Origin of the sequence: Nocardia araoensis NBRC 100135 (assembly GCF_000308435.1) — a bacterium.
In the GTDB taxonomy this organism is placed as follows: Bacteria; Actinomycetota; Actinomycetes; order Mycobacteriales; family Mycobacteriaceae; genus Nocardia; species Nocardia araoensis.
In genome coordinates this window covers 23,875-44,702 of sequence record NZ_BAFR01000073.1, presented here as the reverse complement: position 1 = coordinate 44,702, position 20,828 = coordinate 23,875, and the positions used below count along the sequence as shown (strand labels likewise).

Here is a 20,828-nt window from a genome sequence, read left to right as displayed (position 1 = left end):
GCGACGATCACCGTGGGACGCCGGAGCCGTCACTCCACGACTTCGACGACGTCACCGGGCCACAGGTACTCGTAGAACGCCTTGGCCCCCTCGTAGGTCATCCGGACGCAGCCGTGCGACTTCTTCTCGATGGGGCCGACATGGAAGGCGATGTCGCCGTTGAAGAAGGTCGCGTACTCCATCGGAGCGTTGTGCATGGTGCTCCAATGGAATTCCTTCTTGAACGAGACGTGGAAGACTCCGGGCGGCGTCTCATATCCCGGCATCCCGTGCGAGATCGGGGTCGGGCCGTAGGTCACCTTGCCGTCGTCCATCAACCAGGCTTCGTTCGTCGACAACCGCATGCATGCCCGCGCCGCCGTCGAACACGGCGCCACCGGGGTCGGTGGCGGTAGTGGCGGAATCAGTGCGGGCATACCGGGGATATCCGGGCCACCCGGCCAGAGCGGTTCGGACTGGGCGGGCGCCACCATGGTGAATCCCGCCGCCACGACTCCACAGGCAATCGCGCATCGAGCTGTCCAGTTACGTAAACGCGCAGCGCTCATGACGTTCCCGACCTCTCTACCCGTACGCCGGACGTGCCGCTGATCAGGCTGGTCGCATCGCCCTTTGGCTGGAGCGAGTGGACCGTCGCGAGGTGCAAATGATCATGGCGGACCCGGCTTCGAACGGTCAATGGAGGCAAATCGACCGTGACGCATCCGTTGCCGGGCGGCGCGCGAGTCGTGAGCGGAACGGGACGGCGGTGCGGAGGGTCAGGCGTCGGTCTGCGCGGTGAACTCGTCGTGCTCGGCGTCGGTGACGTCCCTGGCTTCGTCGACGAGCAGCACCGGGATGCCGTTCTCGATGGGGTATGCCCGGCGCAGGCGCGGGTTGTAGAGCAACGCGCTGCCGTCGGCGGCACGGACCAGCCGCAGCGGGCCCTTGTCCTGCGGGCAGGCCAGCAGGCTCAGCAGTGTGGCGTCCAAGGTGGTGTGCTCAGGCATACCAGGAACCTACCTTCCGGCCGTGCCGGAGCGAGAACCGTCCGCTTCGGGAGCGGGTGTCCGGCGGAACGAGATGTGGCGGTGACCGAAGAAGCTGGCGCCCGCCACCAGCGCCATCACCCCGACCGCCGACGGAATGCTCGGCAGGTGCAGCACCGAGACGCCCAGTTGGAGCAGCACCATGTTCAGCACCAGTCCGCCGGAGTTCACCGCGACGAACGCGAGGAAATCCCGCACCGGGCGCCCGCGCACCCGGAACACCAGGGTTCGATGCAGGACGAAGGCAACGAACACGCTGATCGCGTAGGCCAGGGCGGGCGCGAGCGCGGCGGGCGCACGGTCGCCGAGTATCGCCAGCCACAGCACCGTCAGCGCCATGCCCAGGCCGGTGTTCACCATGCCCACGACGGCGAACGCGATCTCCTGGCGACGCACCAAGCGCAGCAGGGGGCCGGGATCGGCGGTGGCATCCATTCCGGCCGGGGCCGCATCCGGCGCGCGTGCGGCGTCCGAGTGCCGCGCATCCGCTGCCGGAGCCCCGACTCCGTCCGCCGCGCCCGTGCTCATCGGGCGGCGTCGGCCAAGTCGGTTTCCGGCGACGCGGCCGCGTCGAGCGGGGACGGCTCGGCACCGACTTCGGCCGATCCGTCCCGCCGCCGCCTGCCACGCAGGTAGGCCCATTGCAGCAGGCCGACGACGAGCAGGCCGAGCAGTGCCGCCGCGACGCCGATCCGCCGGCCCGGCGGCTGCCAGGAGACCACCAGCTCACCGGAGCTGCCCGCCGGGAGATCCACGGCGACAAAGGTTTTCGCCACCAGAGTGGAAGGGATCTCACGGCCGTCCAGCGTCACCCGGTAACCGGGCCAGCCCAGCCGCGCGAACACGATCCGGCCGCCCTCCGGGGAACTCACCCGCACTCGGCTGGTCGTGTCCGACTCGCCGACCGAGGTGGCCGTCACGCCCTGGGCGGCGGCGACCCGGCCGTCACGCGCCGAGATCAGGCCGTCGGTGCGCTCCAGCACCGAGATGTACTTCTCGTGCCCGGGATAGTCGACCCAGCGCCAGCCGGGCGGCGCGGGCTGGTCGCGCGCGTCCGGGTACAAGGCGCGATGCAGCACCACCCGGTCGACTTTCATCAGGTCGACGATGGTCCGGCCGGTGGTCGGCTCGGTCGCGAACGCGCGGCGGTAGGCGTCGGGGCAGACGCTGGTGTCCCATCGCATGCACAGCGTCTCGCCGAACCAGTAGTGCCCGTTGGGGGTGTATCCGCTGACGTAGGTGAGCTCCAGATCCTTGGCGTAGTTACCGAATACCAGCGATCCGTACGCGCCGGGCAGATTCCGTTCCTGCGGCGGGATGAGCATGCGATCGCCGAGTTGCAGTGTGGTGCCGGGGAAATCGGGGAAGGCGGCCTTCATCTCCGATCGATTCTCCGGCAGGTTCCAGCCCATCGGCGTCGGCTGCGCATCCCACACCTGGAGGTACGCGATCGGGGAGACCGAGACGACGATCAACGCGCACGCGGCGACCGCGCCGTGGCGGCGCCCGAGCCACACCACGACGGCGCCGAGCGCGGCCACGCCGAGCGCCGCGACCACGTGCCGGATCACCTCGTGCGGCGCGGCCGAGAACGTGCGCACCCACAGCAGACCGATGAGCACCGCCGCCGCGATGCCACGCCGCCGCCAGTCCTGCACGGTCGCGAAACGACCGAGCAGCGCGCACACCAGCACCAGCAGGCCGAGCGCGACCATCGGCAGCACCCGCGCGGGCCAGCGCAGCGGTCCGACCGCGCCGGGACCGGCCGTCCACATCAGCGCCATCACCGCGAACAGCGCGGGCGCGACGAACTCACGCGCCGCGCCGAGCGCCTTGCGCCAGTCCACGAAAGCCAGCGCCGGAACCAGGAACCACGCGATATAGACCACCGGCATCGGCTGCACGTAGCCCCACCAGGAACTGAACGCGGGCAGTGTGCTGGGCAGACTGGCGTTCAGCGACTCCGACCACGGCACTGTGAGGAACTGGTCGTTGTTGATCTGCGCGGTGCCGCGCCAGGTCACCTTCGCCGAGAGCATGCTCGGCAGATAGGTCGCCAATCCGGCCAGCGCCGCGGCGGCGGCGACGGTGAGCAGGCGCAGCGACGGACGCCACGTCTTCTGGTACACGAGTTCCCCGACGGCCACGGCGCCCACCATCAGACCGGCCTCGACCGCGGGGAAGATGTACTGCACCGAGATGGCCAGATACAAGAAGACGAACGTGGGGATCGGCCCGCTGCGCCCACGGGCGTAGCGCACCCCGGACGCCCAGGCGTGGGCCATCCACGCGGTGCCGGTGAACGCGGTCATCCAGCTGGACTCGTCGAAGAACAGCAGCCATCCGGTGAACGGAATGGCGGCGCCCGCGGCCGCCGCCCAAGGCGCCTTCGCTCCGTAGGCCAGGCAGATCCGGAACACGCCGAGCGCCAGGATGATCGCGAAGATCAGCTTCACCACGGTGGCGTACAGCGCGAGGTTGTCGACCGAAGGCGCGATCAGATCGATGAGCAGCTGCGGCGGATTGAGCAGCCCCGCCTCTTCGATGGCGTAGTTGCCCGCCATCCAGTGCTCGGGGATCATCGCGGGCAACCGCCCCTCGCGCAGATACCGGCCGAGCATCACCCACAGCGGCGCGTACTGCGATTCGGTGTCGTCGGTATAGAAATGCCGGATGTTCGCGAGTAGCACCGCACCGTATCCCGCGACGACCCCGAGCGCTGTGATGACGCCCCATGTGCAGACTTCGCGCGAAGGAAAGGTGCTACGTTCGGCCACGAGTCCCAGACCCTACCGTCCCCGCGCTGCCGCTCCGGCAAGCCAGTGCCGGGATGCCGTCCCGGAACGCGTCATCCGGCCGCGTTCTCGGTCCGCACCTCCGGCTTGCGGCGGAACGAGATGTAGCGATGGCCGAAGAAACTGGCGACCGCGACCAGCCCCATCACCACGACGGCCGACGGAATCCGCGGCAGGTGCAGCACCGAGACCGCCAGCGACAGCAGCACCGTGTTCATCAGCAGACCGCCGGAATTCACCACGACGAAGCCCGCGAAATCGCGCAGCACCCGGCCGCGCACCCGGAACACGAGCGTCCGGTGCAGGACGAAAGCGACGACGATGCCCACGGCGTAGGCCAGCACGACCGCCACGGCGGGCGGCCACGCGTCACCGAGCACCGCGAGCCACACCACGGTCAGCGCGATGCCGAGCACGGTGTTGCACGCGCCGACCAGGGCGAAGGCGACCTCCTGTCGCCGGACCACCCGCACCAGAAGTCCGGCCGCGGGCTCGCCGACCGCGTCGGAACCCACGGCGACCGGAGGCGGATTCGTCGTCACGAGACGACGTCCGCCAGCTCGCGATCCGGTTCGGCGGTCTCGGCGGCGGCGCTCTCCTGCGGCTCCTCGCGGCGCCGGGACCGGACGTACAACCACTGCAGGACGCCGATGCCGAGCAGACCCGCCACCGCTGTGGCGATGCCGATCTTCCAACCCGGCGGACGCCAGGTCAGCACCAGTTCGGCGTTCTGGGTGCCCGCGGGAACATCGACCGCGATGAAGGACTTGGCGACCGTCGTGATCGGAATCGACTTGCCGTCCAACGTGACTCGATAACCGGGCCAGCCGAGCCTGGCGAACACGATCCGGCCGCCTTCGGCCGAGGACACGCGCACCCGGCTGGTGGTATCGGTCTCGGAGATCGAGGTGGCGCTCGCCTTCTGGGCTGCCGTCACGCGACCGTTCGTCGTCGAGATCGGTCCGCCGACGCGTTCCAGCACCGCGATGTAGCGCTCGTGCTCGGGGTAGTCGACCCACTTCCAGCCCTCGGGTGCGGGCTGGCCGGGCACGTCGGGGAACAGCGCCCGCTGCACCACCACGCGGTCCAGGTTCATCAGGTCGACCAGCGGCCGCCCGGTGGTCGGCTCCGGCGCGAACATGCGCCGGTAGGCGTCCGGGCACACGCTGCCGTCCCAGCGCATGCACAGCAGCTCACCGAAGTAGAAATGGCCGCTGGGCGTGTAACCGTTGACGTAATTCCGTTCGAGTCCGCGGGCGTAGTTCCCGAAGACGAGCGAGCCGTAGGCGGCCTCGATGCTCTTGTCCTGCGGCTGCAACAGTCCGCGGTCGCCCAGCTGGATGGTGTTGCCGGTGAAGTCAGGGAACGCGGCTTTGGCCTCCGAGCGCTTCGCGGGCAGGTTCCACGACATCGGCGTGGGTTGCGCGGCATCGACCTGGAAATAGGCGATCGGGAACATCGCGACGATGGTCAGGGCGCAGGCCGCCGCGGTGCCCTTGGTGCGCCCGAGCCACACCGCGCCCGCCACCAGTGCCGCCAGCGCCACGGCCGCGATCACGTGCCAGATCACGTCGTGCGGATCGGCCGAGAAGGAACGCACCCACAGCAGCAGGATCAGCACGCCCGCCGCGATCCCGCGGTTCTTCGGATCGCGGAACGTCCCGTAGCGCCCCAGCAGTACGCACACCAGGACCAGCAGGCCGATGGCCAGCATCGGCAGCACGCGCGCGGGCCAGCGCAGCGGTCCGACGGAACCGGGGCCCGCGGTCCACATCAGCATCATGATCGCGAAGATCGCGATCGCGCTCAGTTCCCGCCAGGCCTCCTTGGCCCGCCGCCAGTCGACGAACGCGAGGGCGGGGATCAGGAACCAGGCGATGTAGGTGACCGGCAGCGGCTGCACGTAACCCCACCACGACGTGAAGGCGGGCAGCGAACTGGGCAGGCTGGCGTTCAGCGACTCCGACCACGGCACCGTGAGGAACTGGTCGTTGTTGATCTGCGCGGTGCCGCGCCAGGTCACCTTCGCCGACAGCATGCTCGGCAGGAAGGTCAGCAGGCCCGCGAGCCCGGCGCAGCCCGCCGCGAGCGTCAGCCGCAGCACCGGCTGCCACTTGCGCTGGTACACCAGCTCGCCAACGGCCACGGCCAGCAGCATCAGCACCGCTTCGACCGCAGGGAAGATGTACTGCGTCGAGATGGTCAGATACAGGTAGACGAAGACGGGGACGGGCCCGCCGAGACCTCGCGTGTAGCGCACCGAGGCCGCCCAGGCGTGCACCATCCACGCGGTACCGGTGAGCGCGGTCATCCAGCTGGCTTCGTCGAAGAACAAGAAGAAGCCCGACAGCGGCAGCGCGATTCCCGCCACCGCCGACCAGGCGGGCCGCCCGCCGTAGGCGAGGCAGACGCGGTACACGCCGAGCGCGGCGATGATCGAGAAGATCAGCTTCACGACGGTGGCGTACAGCGCGACGTTGTCCACCGAGGGCGCGATCAGATCGATCAGCAGCTGGGGCGGGTTGAACAGGCCCGCGTCGTCCATGGTGTTGTTGCCCGCCATCCACTGCTCGGGCACCATGACCGGGAAATCGCCCGCGCGCAGCGCACGGCCCAGACCGACCCACAGCGACGTGTACTGGGACTCGGTGTCGTCGGTGAAGAAATGCCTGGCGTTGGCGAGCAGGACAGCGAGGTAACCCGCGACCACTCCGAGCGCGGTGATGACCCCCCACCGGTAGACATCTCGCCGCGAATAGGCATCCGGCCGCGAATCGAGCACTGCACTGTCCGTCACGAGTTCCAAACCCTACAGGGCGGCTCCCGGCTTGGCATCGGTCGCGGACGCCGCCAAGATGAGGGCATGATCAGCTGCTCCGGTGGCCGCGCTGCCCACCGTGCTAGAGTCCACACCGGTTCGGGCTCCGCAGTTCTGCCACGAGTACCGGCACGCACCGTCATCGAAAGTCGATCCAGCTGATGCCGATCACCCCCGCCCGCACACTCCGTTCCGGCGCCCCCGCGACGAACGGTGACCCGGCACGGCCCGGCGTGGACCGGCCGCACACCGTGTCGGTGGTCGTACCGGTGTACCGGGGCGAGGAGACGATCGCCGGTCTGGTCGCCGAATTGCACGATCTCACGGGCACCGCCCGGACTCCCGGCGGCACCGCGTTCACCGTCTCCGAGATCATCCTGGTGCACGACCACGGCCCGGACCGCTCCGACGTGGTCCTGCAGGAACTGCAACGGACCTATCCCACCGTGCGCACCGTCTGGCTCAGCCGCAACTTCGGCCAGGACGCCGCGACGATCGCCGGGATGTCGGCCGCGGCCGGTGACTGGATCGTCACCATGGACGAGGACGGCCAGCACGACCCCCGCTTCATCAGCGCGTTCCTGGACACGGCGCTGGCGCAGCGGGCCGATCTGGTCTACTCCAAGCCCAGCAACACCAGGCCGCACGGATTCCTGCGCAATCTGACCTCGCGCGGAGCCAAGCTGGTGCTCGCGACGCTGTTCGCGTTCCCGGATTCCACCCGGTTCGAAAGCTACCGGCTGATCCGCGGGGACATCGGCAGGCAGCTGGCCGAGGTCGCGTCCAACGGCGTCTACCTGGACGTCGCGCTGACCTGGGTGGTCGGCGCCGTCGCACAGGCGCCGGTGGTGCTGCGCGCCGAGGGCAGGGAGGATTCCGGCTACAACTACCGCCGCTTGTTCTCGCTGTTCTGGAAGATGGTGCTGTGCAGCGGAACTCGCGGGCTGCGGTTGGTCAGCCTGCTCGGTGTCACCCTGGCGCTGGCCGGCGGCGTGATGGCCGCTGTCGTCGTGGTCGAAGCGCTGACCACCGACGACTGGGCGCCGGAAGGCTGGGCCTCCACCATCGTGGTGCTGCTGCTGTGCTCGGGCGCCATCCTGTTCTCACTCGGCCTGATCGCCGAGTACCTGGGCGTGGCCCTGCACATCCTGGTGGGCAAACCGCTCTATCTCACCGTCGAGACGCCGACTCCGCGTCCGGCGGAGCCTTCGGAACCGACCACGACAACCATCAGCAGGGGGACCGACCGGGTTGAGCACTGACCGCGTCATCTTCAGCCGCCCGTACCGGGCGCGCCGGGAACTTGCGAACCTGGAGGCCGTGCTGGCCTCCGACCACAGCCACGGCGACGGACAGTTCACCGCGTCGGCCACCGAGAAGCTGAAGGCGATCACGGGCGCGCCGCACGCCCTGCTCACCACCTCCTGCACGTCCGCGCTGGAAATGGCGGGCCTGCTGCTGGAGCTGGGCCCCGACGACGAAGTGATCGTGCCCAGCTTCGCCTTCACCTCCACCGCGACCTCGATGGCGCTGCGCGGCGCGACCTGCGTCTTCGCCGACATCGATCCGGACACCGGGAACCTGGATCCGGAGTCGGTGGCGGCCGTGGTCACCGAGCGGACGAAGGCCGTGGTGGTCATCCATTACGGTGGCGTCGCCGCCGACATGGCCGGACTGCTCGACCTGGCGAACACACACGGCTTCGCCGTCGTGGAGGACAACGCGCACGGGCTCGGCGGCACCTGGCGCGACCGGAAGCTGGGCACCATCGGCACGATGGGCACGCTCAGCTTCCACGACACCAAGAACGTGCACTGCGGCGAGGGCGGCGCGCTGCTGCTCACCGACGAGATCCTGATGGCGCGCGCGGAGATCATCCGGGAGAAGGGCACCGACCGGGCCCGGTTCCTGCGTGGCGCCGTGGACAAGTACTCCTGGCAGGACATCGGCTCCAGTTATTTGCCCAGCGAGCTGAACGCGGCCGTGCTCGACGCGCAACTGGACGAGTTCGACATCATCCAGGCCGGACGCCACCGGGTGTGGGACGCCTACGCCGCCGCCCTGCCGGATTGGGCCGAGCGCAACGACGTGCGCTTGATGTCCGTGCCCGCCGATCGCGGGCACACCGCGCACCTGTACTACCTGCGGACCCCGAACGAGCGCCGCCGCGACGACCTCATCGCGCATCTCGCCGCGCGGGGTATCTCCGCGCCGTTCCACTACATCCCGCTGGATTCCAGCCCGGCCGGGTTCAAGCTCGGCCGCACGCCGCGAGCCTGCGCCCGCAGCGCGGAGTTCTCCGCGACCGTCGTGCGCCTGCCGCTCTGGCCGGATCTCACCGACGCGCAGGTGGCGCGCGTGGTGGACGCGGTCACCGCGTTCACCGTCTGAACCGGCCGCGACGCCGGCTCACGCGGTGAGTACGTAGAGCTTCTCCCGTCCCCCCGCGATGAGGGACTTGCGGGCCACCCGCGGACCGTACGCCGTGAAGAACTCGTCCAGCGTGCGCTCGGTGAAGCGGTGCGCCTGCTCGCCGTCGCCCGCGTCGGTGAAACGCTTGCCGATCGTGGCGAGAACCGGATTGTCGCTGGTGGCCAGGTTGCGGACCGGCTCGGCCACGATCACCCGCTCGCTGGCCGCCGCGAGCATCCGATCGAGCAGCGGACGCGGCTCGGGGAGGAAGTGGTAGAGGCTGGCCTGCATGATGACGTAGTCGGCCGCGGGAAGCGCGTCGCCGGAACGCAGGTTCCACACCTTCCCCCGCCCGCCTGCTTCGTTCACGCGCGCGACGAAGCGCTCGTTCAGATCGAGTCCGGTGTAGTCGACCGACTTGTGGCGCAAGTAGCGGGTGTAGAGCGTCGCGGGGCCGCAGCACAGATCGACCACGCTCGCCCCCTCGGGGACGAGCTCAGCGATAGCGCGATACCGAGCCGTGTAGTGCTTGCCGTACAACCCGCGCATCAGGACCTCGTAGACGGTCCCGCTGCGGTAAATGAGGCTCGTTCCCACAGGCACTCACTATGCCATCGGTCGGTGAATGCGGCTCTTCGGCAACATGAATCGCGTCACTGGCCCAGCAGCGTGCGCGCCTGGTCCTCGGTGAGGACCTCGTAGGCGTCCGAGGCCCGGTTGTACCACCAGGTGTCCGGACCAGGCTCCGGGCGGCCTGCCTCCTGCACCGCGCGGGCGGACGGACGGTACGACGGGCTGCGCGGGATGTCGTCCACCACGTACACCAGGTCGGGCCGCTGGTCCGGTTCCAGTACCCGCAATGCCTCGGTGACGTCCTTGGGGTCCAGGCGGAAGCCGTGGCGCACGCTCACCGCGGCCACGGCTACGCAGTGGTCGCCGACGTTGAGCCCGTAGGTGACTTCCATGTCCACGGCGGTGATGTCGTTGAGCACGTCGACGATGGGCTGTCCGAAGACCGGTCCGCGCCGGGTGTGGATCACCGTGTCCGTGCGGTCCATCAGCCAGTAGTCGCCGTCGCCGTCGCGGCGGAACAGATTCTCCGTCGGCATCCAGGAGTCGCCCGCCGTGAAGACCCCGCGCAGACCGCCGGCGGAGATGTCGACGCCGTCGGACGCCTTGCCGATCAGCAGGCCCACTTCGTTGTCCGCGCAACGACGGGCGAAGCCGGATCCGTCGACCAGGATGCGTTCGGTGAGCGGATCGTAGGCGACCAGCTCCACCTTGGCGGTGCCGGGAACCGGCCTGCCCTTGCATCCGCGCTTGACCCCGGCCACATTGGCCAGCACCACATCGCCCTCGATGGAGGCGTAGTACTCGACCACGCGGGCCGGCTCGAACTGCTCGAGGGTGCGCCGCCACAGCCCGGCGGGCATTCCGGAGCCGATGAACAAGCGGATCGGGTGGCTGTGGCCGTCCGGGAACACCTCCGCGTCGAGGATGTCGCGCAGCATGGTCCAGGTGTAGGTGACCACGGTGACGCCGTAGCGGTGCACCTCCTCGGCGAAGCGCTGTGGGTCCAGCGACCGGGCCAGCGAGACCCGGCTTCCGCCCGCGACCGCCCCGCCGAGACTGACCAGCAGCCCGGACGAATGATGCAGCGGGGCAAGGCAGTACACCGTGTCCCTGCGATTCAGATCGGCCGTGGTCGCGGTGCCGAACGCCGACACCGCCCAGCGGTGGTTGGTGATGTACTTCGTCTCCAGCCGCTCGCCGGTGCCGGTGACGAGCACGAAGGCCAGCTCCCGCGCCAGGCCGGGGTCGGGCCGGTACCAGGCGGGCACCCGCACCCGCGCCGGGTCGATCTGCTCGAGGTCGATCAAGCGGTCGCTCGTGGGCAGCGCCAGCTCGCGCGTGTTACCACCGCCGAGCACCAGCACTTTGGCGCCGGTCGCGGCGGCCTGCCGCAGGTTCTCCGGGTCGGAGATCAGAGTCTCCACGCCGGTGAGCTCGATCGCGCGGCGCAGGTCGCTGTGCGGGGCCAGCAGTACCGCCACCGCGCCCAGCCGCGACAGCGCCGCGACCGAGGCCAGCGCGCTCGGCCGGGTCTCCATCACCACGCCGACCCGCATGGCCGGGCGCACGCCCACCGAGATGAGGCCGCGCACCACGTTGTCGATGCGCTCGTTGACCGCCGCGTTGGTGTGCACGCGGTCGTCGAACAGGAACAGGTCCCGCTGCGGCGCGCGCCGCGTCTGCTCGGCCAGCAACCGGCCGAGCGATATCCGGGTGTGCGGCTGGATCATGCCGAGGCGGGTCAGCCTCGGCAGCGCCCGCGCCGCCTCGCCTGCCAGTTCGATCGATCCGCGCACCGTGTTGTTCGCGATGCCTTCGAGGGCTTTGCCGACGCCGGTGCCCGCCTCGGCCAGCGTCGCGGCGGTGTGCACCACCCGGGTGGCCGCCGAGCGGGGGCGATTGCTCGCCACGTGCTCGGTCATCGGCACGATCTCAGGCGGCAGCGGCTGGTCGCCGTTCATCCATTCCACCCACTGCCGCACCAGCGGCCAGGTGTGTTTGCTGGCCATGCTTCCGGCCACCAGGCCGAAGTGGCCCGCGACCAAGGTCGCCTCGTAGACCTCCGCGTTCGGCGCGGCCCGCACGATGCCGCGCACCGCGGCGGGCTGCCCGATGTCGTCGACCTCACCGACGAACGCCAGGATCGGGCATTTCAGCTCGGCCAGCGAGATCGGGTGATCGCGGATCACGAAGCCGCCGAGCATCAGCCGGTTGTGCGCGACGAACTGCTTGAGCAGATCCGCCGCGGCCGGGCCCGCGTAACCGACCCAGCCTTCACTGTTGAGGAATCGGCGCTGGCGCTCCTTCGGCAACAACGCCTCGCGGTCGTGCAGCTGAAGCAGGAAGTCGATCCTCGACTTGGCCGTCTTCACCGGATCGAGCAACTGGAAGCCGATGCGCACCATGGAGTCGGTGATCGGCAACCGGGTGACCACATGATCGGCCAGGAAGTCCGCGACGTCGGAGACCATGCCGTAGGGCAGCCCGAACGGCATGCCCGCGACGATGTCGACCGGGCTGCCGAAGGTCACGATGCTGTCCACGCCCTTGCCGTATCGGTAGGCGGCGGTCTGGTAGGCGAACATGCCGCCCTGCGAGTAGCCCATCAGGTGCACGCCGCTGCCGGTGGCCTCGTTGACGGTGTCGATCGCGCTGTTGACGGCCAGCACGTGGTCGGCGAGGTCGCGCTGCCAGCCGCCCTCCTCGCTGGCGGGCGAGCCGAAGTCCACCACCCAGCAGTCGACGCCCCCGCGGTGCAGGATCCCGACGGCGCCCTCTTCGGCGTTCACATCCCAGATGTCGGCGTTCACCATGAGCGGCGGGACCAGCACGGCCACCGGGCGGCCCGGGGTGGTGTCGTCGGGGAAGTAATGCCGCAGCCGGTACATGCGTCTGCGTTCCACGACCTCGAACGGCGAGGACGCGACGTCAGGGGTCAGTCCGCCGAAGCGGATGACCTCCAGGCCGTTCTGCGCGGTCGCCATCAACCGCTGTACCGAGCCGACCACAACCTTCGCATTCAACTTCACCATCGCTCCTGGCCCTACCCTAACGTGACCCGCATCACACACGGCGACGTGTTCAGACGAGCTTCCCACACCACCTGTCCATTATGTGTCCGCTGTGACACGTCACATGCCAGGTTGCCGCGGTCGGCGCTCCGGCGGTCACGTATCGACCAGGGAACACCCCATGACGGTAGGCCCCGGCCTCCGGCAGCGGACAGTTCTGCGCCACCAGTGTGCCCGGCCGCCCGGCACCCGTTCCCGCGCCGGTCCGGGCGCACAGCGATCCGGGGTTGCGCGGCCGGACGGATGCCGACGGCACACAAGCCCCAGGCTTCGAAGCGAGTCTTCCATGCGGCCGCATCCCGGGTACGAACACCACTCGAGACCGCCGGATGTCGCGGCGCGTTGCGATACCCGCTCGGACAGCCGACCGCCGACATAGAGCGCCGGGCTCGACGCGCGGACAGGCCGCCGACGCTCAGGTAGCTGATTTTCCGCTACCCGAAGGCAATTCGGCTCGGCCCATGCGGCAACCCTCCGTTGCCGGAATCGACCGCGTGTCGTGACCATCCGGCGGGCGGTGGAACGATCTTCGAAATTTTTCTGTGCACAGCGGCTTTCGCCGTCTACCATCGATCACGTCTGGAACGCCCTGGCGCGTAGGCAATTTCGTTCGATGAGCTCTCCGCGGGCATGCCCCGCTGCTGTTTGATGTGAACACCCGGCGACTCTGAACTATCGACGATCCTGAATCCCCCTGCCCCAAAACCCGTCACCACGTCTCGGTGGCGTCTCGAGGTGAGGACCACGCATGACCATTGAAATGCCAGTCCAAACGGAAAACAACATGCGCAAGAGCCTGAGCACCAGCACGGCGGGCCTGCTCGCGCACACCACCAAATCCGAACCGCAGATGCAGGGCATCAGCTCGCGATGGCTCACTCGCGCGCTGCCGTGGACGCAGGTCGACGGCGGTGTCTACCGAGTGAACCGCCGCCTGACCCACACCGTGGGCAATGGCGAGGTGGAATTCGTCATCGACGGCTCCACCGCACGCGTCATTCCCCTGGAATTGCAAGAGCTTCCGGCACTGCGCGGATTCGATGACGAGGACGTGCTGCGCGCCCTCGCAGACCGTTTCGAACAGCGCGATCTCGAACCCGGCATTGTGGTAGCGGAATTCGGCAATCCGATGGATCAGATTCTGCTGATCGTCCACGGCAAAGTGAGCAAAATAGGTTCGGGCGAATACGGCGAGCAGACGAAGCTCGGCATCCTCGGCGGCGGTGACTTCTTCGGCGACGCGTTACTGACCGAACCGTCGGCGATCTGGCCGGTCACACTCAAGACGGTCACGCGGACGACCATGTTGGTGCTTCCGCGGCGATCGCTGACGGAGTTCATCGACAGGACTTCGGCATTGCGCGAGCAACTTTCTCGCGTGGCTTCCGCGCCCGCCCACCCGCAGAACAACAAGGGCGAGGCGGACATCGCGATCTCCTCGGGCCACGCGGGCGAGCCGCTGTTGGAAGGCACGTTCGTCGACTACGACGCCTCCCCGCGCCAATACGAGCTCAGCCTGGCGCAGAGCGTCCTGCGGGTGCACACCCGAGTCGCCGACCTGTTCAACGACCCGATGAATCAGGTCGAGCAGCAGCTGCGCCTGACCATCGAAGCCCTCTACGAACGCCGCGAATACGACCTGGTCAACAACCCCGACTTCGGTCTGCTGCACAACTGCGATCTGAAGCAGCGCATCTATACCGAGTCCGGCGCGCCCACGCCCGACGACTTCGACGAACTGCTCAGCATGCGCCGCAGCACGAAATTGTTTCTGGCTCATCCGAAGGCGATCGCCGCGTTCGGACGCGAATGCACCAAGCGCGGACTCTATCCGGATCCGGTCGAGGTGGACGGGCACCGTGTTCCGGCGTGGCGAGGCGTGCCGATCCTCCCGTGCGGCAAGATCCCGATCAGCGACACCCAGACCACCTCGATCCTGGCCATGCGTACCGGAGAGAAGGACCAGGGCGTGATCGGTCTGCACCAGACCGGGATTCCGGACGAATACGAGCCGAGCCTCAACGTGCGCTTCAAGGGCATCGACGACCAGTCGATCATCTCCTACCTGATCAGCTGCTATTACTCGGCGGCCGTGCTGGTGCCCGACGCCCTCGGCGTGCTCGACAACGTCTCGGTCGCCCGGCAAGCCGACTGACCGGGGTGATGGGCATGTCCGTGCTCTCCCGCGCCGCGGCGGCGCACGCCACCGATGAGGTGGCCGCCACCGTCGTCGCGCTGCTCACCAATACCCGGACCGCCGCTCCGGCCGAACTGTTGTCGACGAAAACGGCTGACCCGGCGGATATCTCGCCCCCGGCGGTGCAGAAGAGTGTGGCACCGCACGCGCTACTCGGTCCATCCGGCCTGGGCGCCGCCGCCCTACTGCTCCCCCGGACCGGCACGGCGCCTGCCACGTCCTCCGTGCCGCCGGCCTCCTCCGCCGGGGTACACGCCGGCGTGCCGGAGGCCGCAACCGGCGTGGAGGCAGCGGCAGCCCGCCCTACCGCGCCGGGGCCGCTCCCGGCGGGACGAGCACTGTTACCTGCGGCGCCACGCATTCCCACCGGACCCACCGGGCTCGGCACGGCGTCGGCGTCACTCGGAATACACGGTCTCGCGTCGTCACCGCGCACGGCCACGCTGACGACGCAGCCGCGAACCGGATCGGACGGCGGCGGGCCCGCGCGTATCCCCCGCGGGCCGACCGGATCCGACACCGCCACGGTGGATCGCGATCGGCAGGATCCGATTCCGCCGCTGTACTGCCCGCCGCCGTTGCGTGACGATCCGGCTCTCGCCGAGGCCGTCAACACCGGCATCGTCGACTGGGCCAGGAACATCGGGTTGTACGAGGGCCGGCTGGGCGAATTGCGCGACGCCGATTTCGGCCGGTTGATCATGCTCGCCCATCCGGACTGCGACGATGCCGACCGGCTGCTGGCGGCGGCGAAGTGCGCGGTCTCGGAATGGTCCGTCGACGACTACTACTGCGAGGAGGATGCCGACGACCGGGCTCCGGACGGCACGCCCTCCAGCGCCGAGGCGGAGTTGGGACCCCGGCTCGAATTGGCGGCCGCCGCCATGGATCCGGTCCACCTTCCCGCGCGTTACGTGGCCCAGCTCGAGGCGGCACTCGAAGCCGATCCGATCCTGCGCGCGTTCCGCACGTCCTTCGAGCACTTGGCGCACTACGCGCGCCCGGCGCAACTGGCCCGGTTGCGCACCGAGATAGCGGGGTGGTTCATCGCGCTCGGAGCCGAAGCGGGCTGGCGCGCGGCGGGACGGATGCCGCCGGTATGGGAGTACCTCACCAATCGGCAACCGCACAGCTTCCTGCCGTGCATGGCGCCCACCGATGTGGTCGGCGGCTACGAGTTGCAGGCGGCCGAGTACACCGATCCCGCGGTGCGCCGCGTGGTCACCACCGCGGCGCTGGCCAGCCAGATGGTGAACGACCTGTACTCGATGGCGCGCGAGGACCTCTCCAACGGCAGGGAGTTCAATCTGCCGACCGTCCTCGCCGCCGAGGAGCGCTGCTCGCGCCGGGAGGCCGTGCTGCGCACCGCAGAGGTGCACGACGAACTGGTGCACCGGTTCGAACGGGAAGCGGCCCCCCTCGCCGCGCTGGGCTCCCCGGAACTACGCCGCTTCCTCGCGGGCCTGTGGGCCTGGATGGGAGGCAACCGCGCCTGGCACGCCGACAGCAAACGCTATCGCGACCCGCACCAGAGCCACCCGTAAGAGAGCAACGAAGCAGTACCGCACCGAGAGAGGATGATCGCGCATGACCATGCTCAACCCGGAGACCGGGACCGTTCTGCGTACCAGCTACCAGAAGTCCGTCGCCGCGTACTGGAACAACAACCCGAACGACGACCGGGTCAACACCAAACTCGGTGAGGTCGACGGGCTCTACCACCACCACTACGGCATCGGTGATCCGGACCCGTCGGTGCTGACCGGCCCGGAGGACACCCGCGAGGAACGCATCGTCGCCGAATTGCACCGGCTGGAGACCGCGCAGGCGGACTTCCTGCTCGACCACCTCGGCGACGTCCGGCCCGGCGACCGGCTGCTGGACGGCGGCTCGGGCCGCGGCGGCACCAGCTTCATGGCCAATCAACGGTTCGGCTGCCAGGTCGACGGCGTGACCATTTCCGAATACCAGGTCGGCTTCGCCAATGACCAGGCCGTCCACCGCGGCGTGGCGGACAAGGTGCGGTTCCACTTCCGCAACATGCTCGACACCGGCTTCGAGACCGGCTCCATGCGTGGGATCTGGACCAACGAGACCACGATGTACGTGGACCTGTTCGATCTGTTCAGCGAGTTCTCCCGGCTGCTGGAGCCGGGCGGACGCTACGTGTGCATCACCGGCTGCTCCAACGACGTGACCGGCGGCCGCTCGTCCTCGGTCAGCTGGATCGACGCGCACTACGGCTGCATGATCCATCCGCGCGGCGAGTACTTCCGCGCCCTGGCCGCGAACAACCTGGTGCCCATCGCCGTGACCGAACTCACCACGGCGACCATCCCGTACTGGGAGTTGCGCACGAAATCCGAGCTCGCCACGGGGGTCGAGAAGCCGTTCCTGACCGCGTACCGGGAGGGGAGCTTCCACTATCTGCTCATCGCCGCCGATAAGGTGGGCAGGTGACCGACACGCTCGCCCAGCCGTACACCGACCGCGAGGCCCTGCCCGTCGAGCTCGTCGACGACGCGGGCCGCGCGGTCGGCGCGTGCACGGTCGCCGAGGCCCACCTGGCCCCGGGACGACTGCACCGCGCGTTCTCCGTCTTGCTGTTCGACTCGGCGGGCCGGGTGCTCCTGCAGCAACGCGCGGCGGTCAAGACCAGGTTCCCCTCGCTGTGGGCCAACACCTGCTGTGGCCACCCCGCACCCGGCGAACCCGTCGCTACCGCGGCGGGGCTGCGGCTGGCCGAGGAGATGGGCCTGACGATCGCGCTCACCGAGGCAGGGATCTACCGCTACCACGCGGCGGACCCGCGCACCGGCCGCGTCGAATCGGAATGGGATCACGTTCTGATCGGGCGGCTCGACATCGGCACCCCTCGGCCGGACCCGGCCGAGGTCGCCGACTTCGCCTGGATTCAACCGGACGCGCTGCGCGACGCGCTGGCCGACAACCCCGGCGCCTACACCCCATGGCTGGCCGGTGTCCTCGACGTCGCGGAGCGCGCGCACGTCACGGGGATTTCGGCGCCCTGATCGCCGCTGAGATCCGGTCCTGGCCCGAGGCAGCCCAACGCATCTCGCCGACTGCGCGGCTGCCTCGATCCAGCCCGTGAACTCGTGCGGTTTCCCTTTCCAGGCCGGTCTGTAGCGCGACATTCACGCTGGTGGGCGCGGTCGGCCTGCGTGATCACATCCATAGATGCGCATATCGTTGTAACAACATGGACCGAAACTGAGAGAACTCATAGGAACGGCACAGGCTGTGACCAGAACCGTTCTGCATCGTTGGAGTTGTACGAGTTCGCGGTGAAAATGAGGTGCGTGATGGTCGAATTCGAGGTCACCGGAACGACGGTGAAGGTCCACGTGCTCGGTGCGCATCAACTGCTGGCGCTGCGCGACCAGCTGACCTTCGACTTGTCCGCCGTCACCGCCCTCGGCATGGCCGGCGTCGACCGCCGCCCGCCGTGGGTGCGTGCCCCCGGCACGTTCTTCCCCGGTGTGATCGCGGCTGGAACGTTTCGCGGCAAGGGCCGCAAGGAATTCTGGGACACCCGATTCGACGGACACGCCATCCGTATCGACTTGGCGGGCGCCGATGTCACACGGCTCGTGGTGGACGTGGCCGACCCCGACGCCGAGTTGCGCAAGCTCGCCACCGCCGTGGCCGCCTGACCTCCCGCTCAGGCGCCGAAGGATCGCAGCGCGCCGGTGTACGGCTTGGGCGGCGGTGCGGCGAACTCGCCCCGACCCGACTTGCGCAGACCCAGCGTGAGCAGCGATTGGACGGTCAGCGTCGCCGCGGCCACACCGTCCACCACCGGCACGCCGACCTCGGCGCGTACCTGGGCACACAGATCGGCCATCCCCGCGCAGCCCAGCACGATCACGTCGGACCCGTCCGCCTCGACCGCTTCCCGGCACGCTTCGATGACGATCTTGCGCGCGTCCGGATCGGTGTCGAGAGCGAGGACCGGGATCTCGCAGGCGTGGATGCCGCGGCAGAAGCGCCGCATCCCGTAACGTTCCGCCAGATCGGCCGCCCGGCCGACGGTCCGGCCCAGCGTGGTGACCACGCTGAACCCGCGACCGAGATGGGCGGCGGTATGCATGGCGGCCTCGGCGATCCCGATCACCGGTCCCCCGGCCAGTTCGCGCGCGGCGTCCAGACCCGGGTCGCCGAAGCAGGCCAGCACGTAGCCGTCGACGCCCTCGGCCTCGCCCCGCCGGATCGCGGCGAGCAGGCCGGGGACGCTCAGCGCTTCGTCGTAATGACTCTCGATCGAAGCCGGTCCCATCTCCGAGGTCACCGCGTCGAGCAGTGTGCCAGGACCCGCGACGGCCCTGGCACACTGCTCGATCGTGTCGGTCATCGCCCGGGTGGTATTCGGATTGACCACACGGATGCGCATCAGGCCGCGCTCTCCCGCTCTGCCCGCCCGGTCCGGGTGGCCAGCGGGTAGTACGCCGCGAAGCCGAGACCGCAGCCGATGAACCAGCTGTACTGCGCCGCGGTGTACATCCCGGTGACGTCCTTCGCCAGCACCGGTACGACGGCGACCAGCGCACCGATCGCCGTCGCGATCACCGCCGCCGGGTGGTATCCCCCGCGATACCAATAGCGGCCGCCGCTGGACATGGTGAACAGGTCGTCCACCACCACGCGCTGCTTGCGTACCAGGTAGTAGTCGGCGATGAGCACGCCGAACAGCGGGCCGATGAAGGCGCCGAGCACCTCCAGCGTGTAGTGGATGACCTCCGGGTTGTTGTAGAGGTTCCACGGCGTGATCAGCACCGAGCCCACCGCGGCGATCATGCCGCCCGCGCGCCAGCTGATGCGCTGCGGGCTCACGTGCGAGAAGTCGAAGGCGGGCGAGATGAAGTTCGCGACGATGTTGATGCCGATGGTGGCGACGGTGAAGGTGAGCGCGCCGAGCATGATCGCGAAGGTGCTGTCGATGCGCGCCACCGTGGCGACCGGGTCGGTGATCAGCTCACCGTAGACCGGCACCGTCAGCGAGGCGGTGATCACCACCAGCAACGAGAACAACAGGAAGTTCAGCGGGAGACCGAGCAGGTTGCCCCGGCGCACCGCCGCGAAGGACTTTCCGTACCGGGAGAAGTCCCCGAAGTTCAGCATCGGCCCGGAGAAGTAGGACACCACGAGCGCGATTGCGCCGAGCATCACCGGCACCGAGTCCCATCCGGTGTATCGCACGGCGCTGAGGTTCAGATCTATGGCGCCCCAACCGGCTTTCGCGATCAGGTAACCGCACAGCACGAACATCACCACGTACACCGCGGGTCCGCAGAAGTCGATGAATCGGCGGATGGACTCCATTCCCCGCCAGAAGACGCAGGCTTGCACCACCCACAGCGTCAGGTAGCTGCCCCAGCCGAGCAGCGACAGGCCGAGGAACCCGTAATCGCTCGCCACCGCGTAGGGCGCGAGCGACGGGAACAACTTCACCAGCACGACATCCAGTGCCGCCGAGGCGAGGAACGTCTGAATGCCGTACCAGGCCACCGCGATCAGCCCGCGGATGATCGCCGGGATGTTGGCACCCAGCACGCCGAACGCGCTGCGGCAGATCACCGGATACGGCACGCCGGTCACCTGACTGGGCTTGGCCACCAGGTTGCAGAAGAAATACACCAGGGTGATGCCGATCAGCAGGGCCACAAGCACCTGCCAGCCGGCCAGACCGAGCGCGAACAGGCTGCCCGCGGTGACATAGCCGCCGACGCTGTGCACGTCGGACATCCAGAACGCGAAGATGTTGTAGGAGCCCCAGTTCTGCTTGCGCAGCGGCGCGAGGTCGTCGTTGGTGAGCCGCGGGTCGTAGTCGACGGGAGCGGTCGTGCTCCGCACGGGCGCGGGTGGAGCGATGGTTTCGGTCATGGCGTTTCCCATCCGAAGGGTGAAACTGTGATC

17 protein-coding genes are annotated in these 20,828 nt (G+C 68.7%); 7 read left to right on the top strand and 10 right to left on the bottom strand.

From position 1 onward, the window contains the following. Positions 1-29: 29 nt before the first annotated feature. The 6 genes from ON21_RS10225 to ON21_RS10200 form a co-directional block, all read right to left on the bottom strand. A complete protein-coding gene (locus tag ON21_RS10225; RefSeq protein WP_245562531.1) occupies positions 30-491 on the bottom strand; it encodes a L,D-transpeptidase in 462 nt (153 codons plus the stop codon). Positions 492-758: 267 nt separating this feature from the next. Further along, the gene (locus ON21_RS10220; protein WP_039797435.1) at positions 759-989 is read right to left on the bottom strand and encodes a Trm112 family protein; all 231 of its coding nucleotides are present in this window, start codon (positions 987-989) and stop codon (positions 759-761) included. A 9-nt stretch (positions 990-998) separates the two neighbouring features. Beyond that, entirely contained in the window at positions 999-1,556 is a 558-nt protein-coding gene (locus tag ON21_RS10215) for a GtrA family protein (protein ID WP_083880520.1), read from the bottom strand. Then, positions 1,553-3,805: a hypothetical protein gene (locus ON21_RS10210; RefSeq protein WP_051020640.1), complete on the bottom strand. Its 2,253-nt coding sequence runs from the start codon at positions 3,803-3,805 to the stop codon at positions 1,553-1,555. The genes ON21_RS10215 and ON21_RS10210 overlap by 4 nt, the downstream gene beginning before the upstream one ends. Positions 3,806-3,876: 71 nt before the next feature. Continuing rightward, positions 3,877-4,365, bottom strand: coding sequence for a GtrA family protein (locus tag ON21_RS10205; RefSeq protein WP_245562530.1), 489 nt, complete (start codon positions 4,363-4,365; stop codon positions 3,877-3,879). After that, positions 4,362-6,533 carry a YfhO family protein gene (locus ON21_RS10200; protein WP_063821044.1) on the bottom strand — a complete coding sequence of 724 codons (2,172 nt, stop codon included), beginning with the start codon at positions 6,531-6,533 and terminating at the stop codon, positions 4,362-4,364. The genes ON21_RS10205 and ON21_RS10200 overlap by 4 nt, the downstream gene beginning before the upstream one ends. 269 nt (positions 6,534-6,802) lie before the next feature. Between ON21_RS10200 and ON21_RS10195 the strand changes: the two genes are divergently transcribed. Further along, entirely contained in the window at positions 6,803-7,903 is a 1,101-nt protein-coding gene (locus tag ON21_RS10195) for a glycosyltransferase family 2 protein (RefSeq protein ID WP_051020639.1), read from the top strand. After that, positions 7,893-9,032, top strand: a complete 1,140-nt coding sequence (gene rffA, locus ON21_RS10190) for a dTDP-4-amino-4,6-dideoxygalactose transaminase (RefSeq protein ID WP_039797434.1) — start codon at positions 7,893-7,895, stop codon at positions 9,030-9,032. The genes ON21_RS10195 and rffA overlap by 11 nt, the downstream gene beginning before the upstream one ends. A gap of 18 nt (positions 9,033-9,050) precedes the next feature. On the opposite strand, the gene ON21_RS10185 is transcribed toward rffA, so the two are convergent. Both ON21_RS10185 and ON21_RS10180 read right to left on the bottom strand, forming a co-directional pair. Next, positions 9,051-9,650, bottom strand: a complete 600-nt coding sequence (locus tag ON21_RS10185; RefSeq protein WP_039797432.1) for a class I SAM-dependent methyltransferase — start codon at positions 9,648-9,650, stop codon at positions 9,051-9,053. Between the two features lie 56 nt (positions 9,651-9,706). Continuing rightward, complete coding sequence (locus ON21_RS10180; RefSeq protein ID WP_039797430.1) at positions 9,707-12,658, bottom strand: acyl-CoA synthetase; 2,952 nt, start codon at positions 12,656-12,658, stop codon at positions 9,707-9,709. An 823-nt stretch (positions 12,659-13,481) separates the two neighbouring features. Here ON21_RS10180 and ON21_RS10175 point away from each other — a divergent pair. The 5 genes from ON21_RS10175 to ON21_RS10155 all read left to right on the top strand — a co-directional run bounded on the left by ON21_RS10175 (position 13,482) and on the right by ON21_RS10155 (position 18,568). After that, positions 13,482-14,852 carry a family 2B encapsulin nanocompartment shell protein gene (locus ON21_RS10175; protein ID WP_245562529.1) on the top strand — a complete coding sequence of 457 codons (1,371 nt, stop codon included), beginning with the start codon at positions 13,482-13,484 and terminating at the stop codon, positions 14,850-14,852. A gap of 14 nt (positions 14,853-14,866) precedes the next feature. Then, positions 14,867-16,438, top strand: a complete 1,572-nt coding sequence (locus ON21_RS10170) for a family 2 encapsulin nanocompartment cargo protein terpene cyclase (protein WP_039797462.1) — start codon at positions 14,867-14,869, stop codon at positions 16,436-16,438. A 43-nt stretch (positions 16,439-16,481) separates the two neighbouring features. Next, positions 16,482-17,354, top strand: a complete 873-nt coding sequence (locus ON21_RS10165; protein ID WP_039797426.1) for a geranyl diphosphate 2-C-methyltransferase — start codon at positions 16,482-16,484, stop codon at positions 17,352-17,354. Further along, the gene (gene idi / locus ON21_RS10160) at positions 17,351-17,926 is read left to right on the top strand and encodes an isopentenyl-diphosphate Delta-isomerase (protein ID WP_039797425.1); all 576 of its coding nucleotides are present in this window, start codon (positions 17,351-17,353) and stop codon (positions 17,924-17,926) included. Before ON21_RS10165 ends, idi begins: the two co-directional genes overlap by 4 nt. A 291-nt stretch (positions 17,927-18,217) precedes the next feature. Further along, positions 18,218-18,568 (top strand): hypothetical protein, encoded by a 351-nt coding sequence (locus tag ON21_RS10155; protein ID WP_039797461.1) that lies wholly within the window; start codon positions 18,218-18,220, stop codon positions 18,566-18,568. An 8-nt stretch (positions 18,569-18,576) separates the two neighbouring features. Here the strand turns inward: ON21_RS10155 and ON21_RS10150 are convergent, their stop codons facing one another. Together ON21_RS10150 and ON21_RS10145 are read right to left on the bottom strand one after the other, a co-directional pair. Next, complete coding sequence (locus tag ON21_RS10150) at positions 18,577-19,305, bottom strand: aspartate/glutamate racemase family protein (RefSeq protein WP_039797422.1); 729 nt, start codon at positions 19,303-19,305, stop codon at positions 18,577-18,579. Further along, positions 19,305-20,795, bottom strand: a complete 1,491-nt coding sequence (locus ON21_RS10145; protein WP_039797460.1) for an NCS1 family nucleobase:cation symporter-1 — start codon at positions 20,793-20,795, stop codon at positions 19,305-19,307. The genes ON21_RS10150 and ON21_RS10145 overlap by 1 nt, the downstream gene beginning before the upstream one ends. Between the last annotated feature and the right edge of the window lie 33 nt (positions 20,796-20,828).

Bases quoted from the DNA above. Each gene is read 5' to 3' on its own strand.
- ON21_RS10220 (WP_039797435.1), bottom strand. From the start codon at position 989: ATGCCTGAGCACACCACCTTGGACGCCACACTGCTGAGCCTGCTGGCC.
- ON21_RS10215 (WP_083880520.1), bottom strand. From the start codon at position 1,556: ATGAGCACGGGCGCGGCGGACGGAGTCGGGGCTCCGGCAGCGGATGCG.
- ON21_RS10195 (WP_051020639.1), top strand. From the start codon at position 6,803: ATGCCGATCACCCCCGCCCGCACACTCCGTTCCGGCGCCCCCGCGACG.
- ON21_RS10180 (WP_039797430.1), bottom strand. From the start codon at position 12,658: ATGGTGAAGTTGAATGCGAAGGTTGTGGTCGGCTCGGTACAGCGGTTG.
- ON21_RS10175 (WP_245562529.1), top strand. From the start codon at position 13,482: ATGCGCAAGAGCCTGAGCACCAGCACGGCGGGCCTGCTCGCGCACACC.
- ON21_RS10170 (WP_039797462.1), top strand. From the start codon at position 14,867: ATGTCCGTGCTCTCCCGCGCCGCGGCGGCGCACGCCACCGATGAGGTG.
- ON21_RS10165 (WP_039797426.1), top strand. From the start codon at position 16,482: ATGACCATGCTCAACCCGGAGACCGGGACCGTTCTGCGTACCAGCTAC.
- ON21_RS10155 (WP_039797461.1), top strand. From the start codon at position 18,218: ATGGTCGAATTCGAGGTCACCGGAACGACGGTGAAGGTCCACGTGCTC.
- ON21_RS10150 (WP_039797422.1), bottom strand. From the start codon at position 19,305: ATGCGCATCCGTGTGGTCAATCCGAATACCACCCGGGCGATGACCGAC.
- ON21_RS10145 (WP_039797460.1), bottom strand. From the start codon at position 20,795: ATGACCGAAACCATCGCTCCACCCGCGCCCGTGCGGAGCACGACCGCT.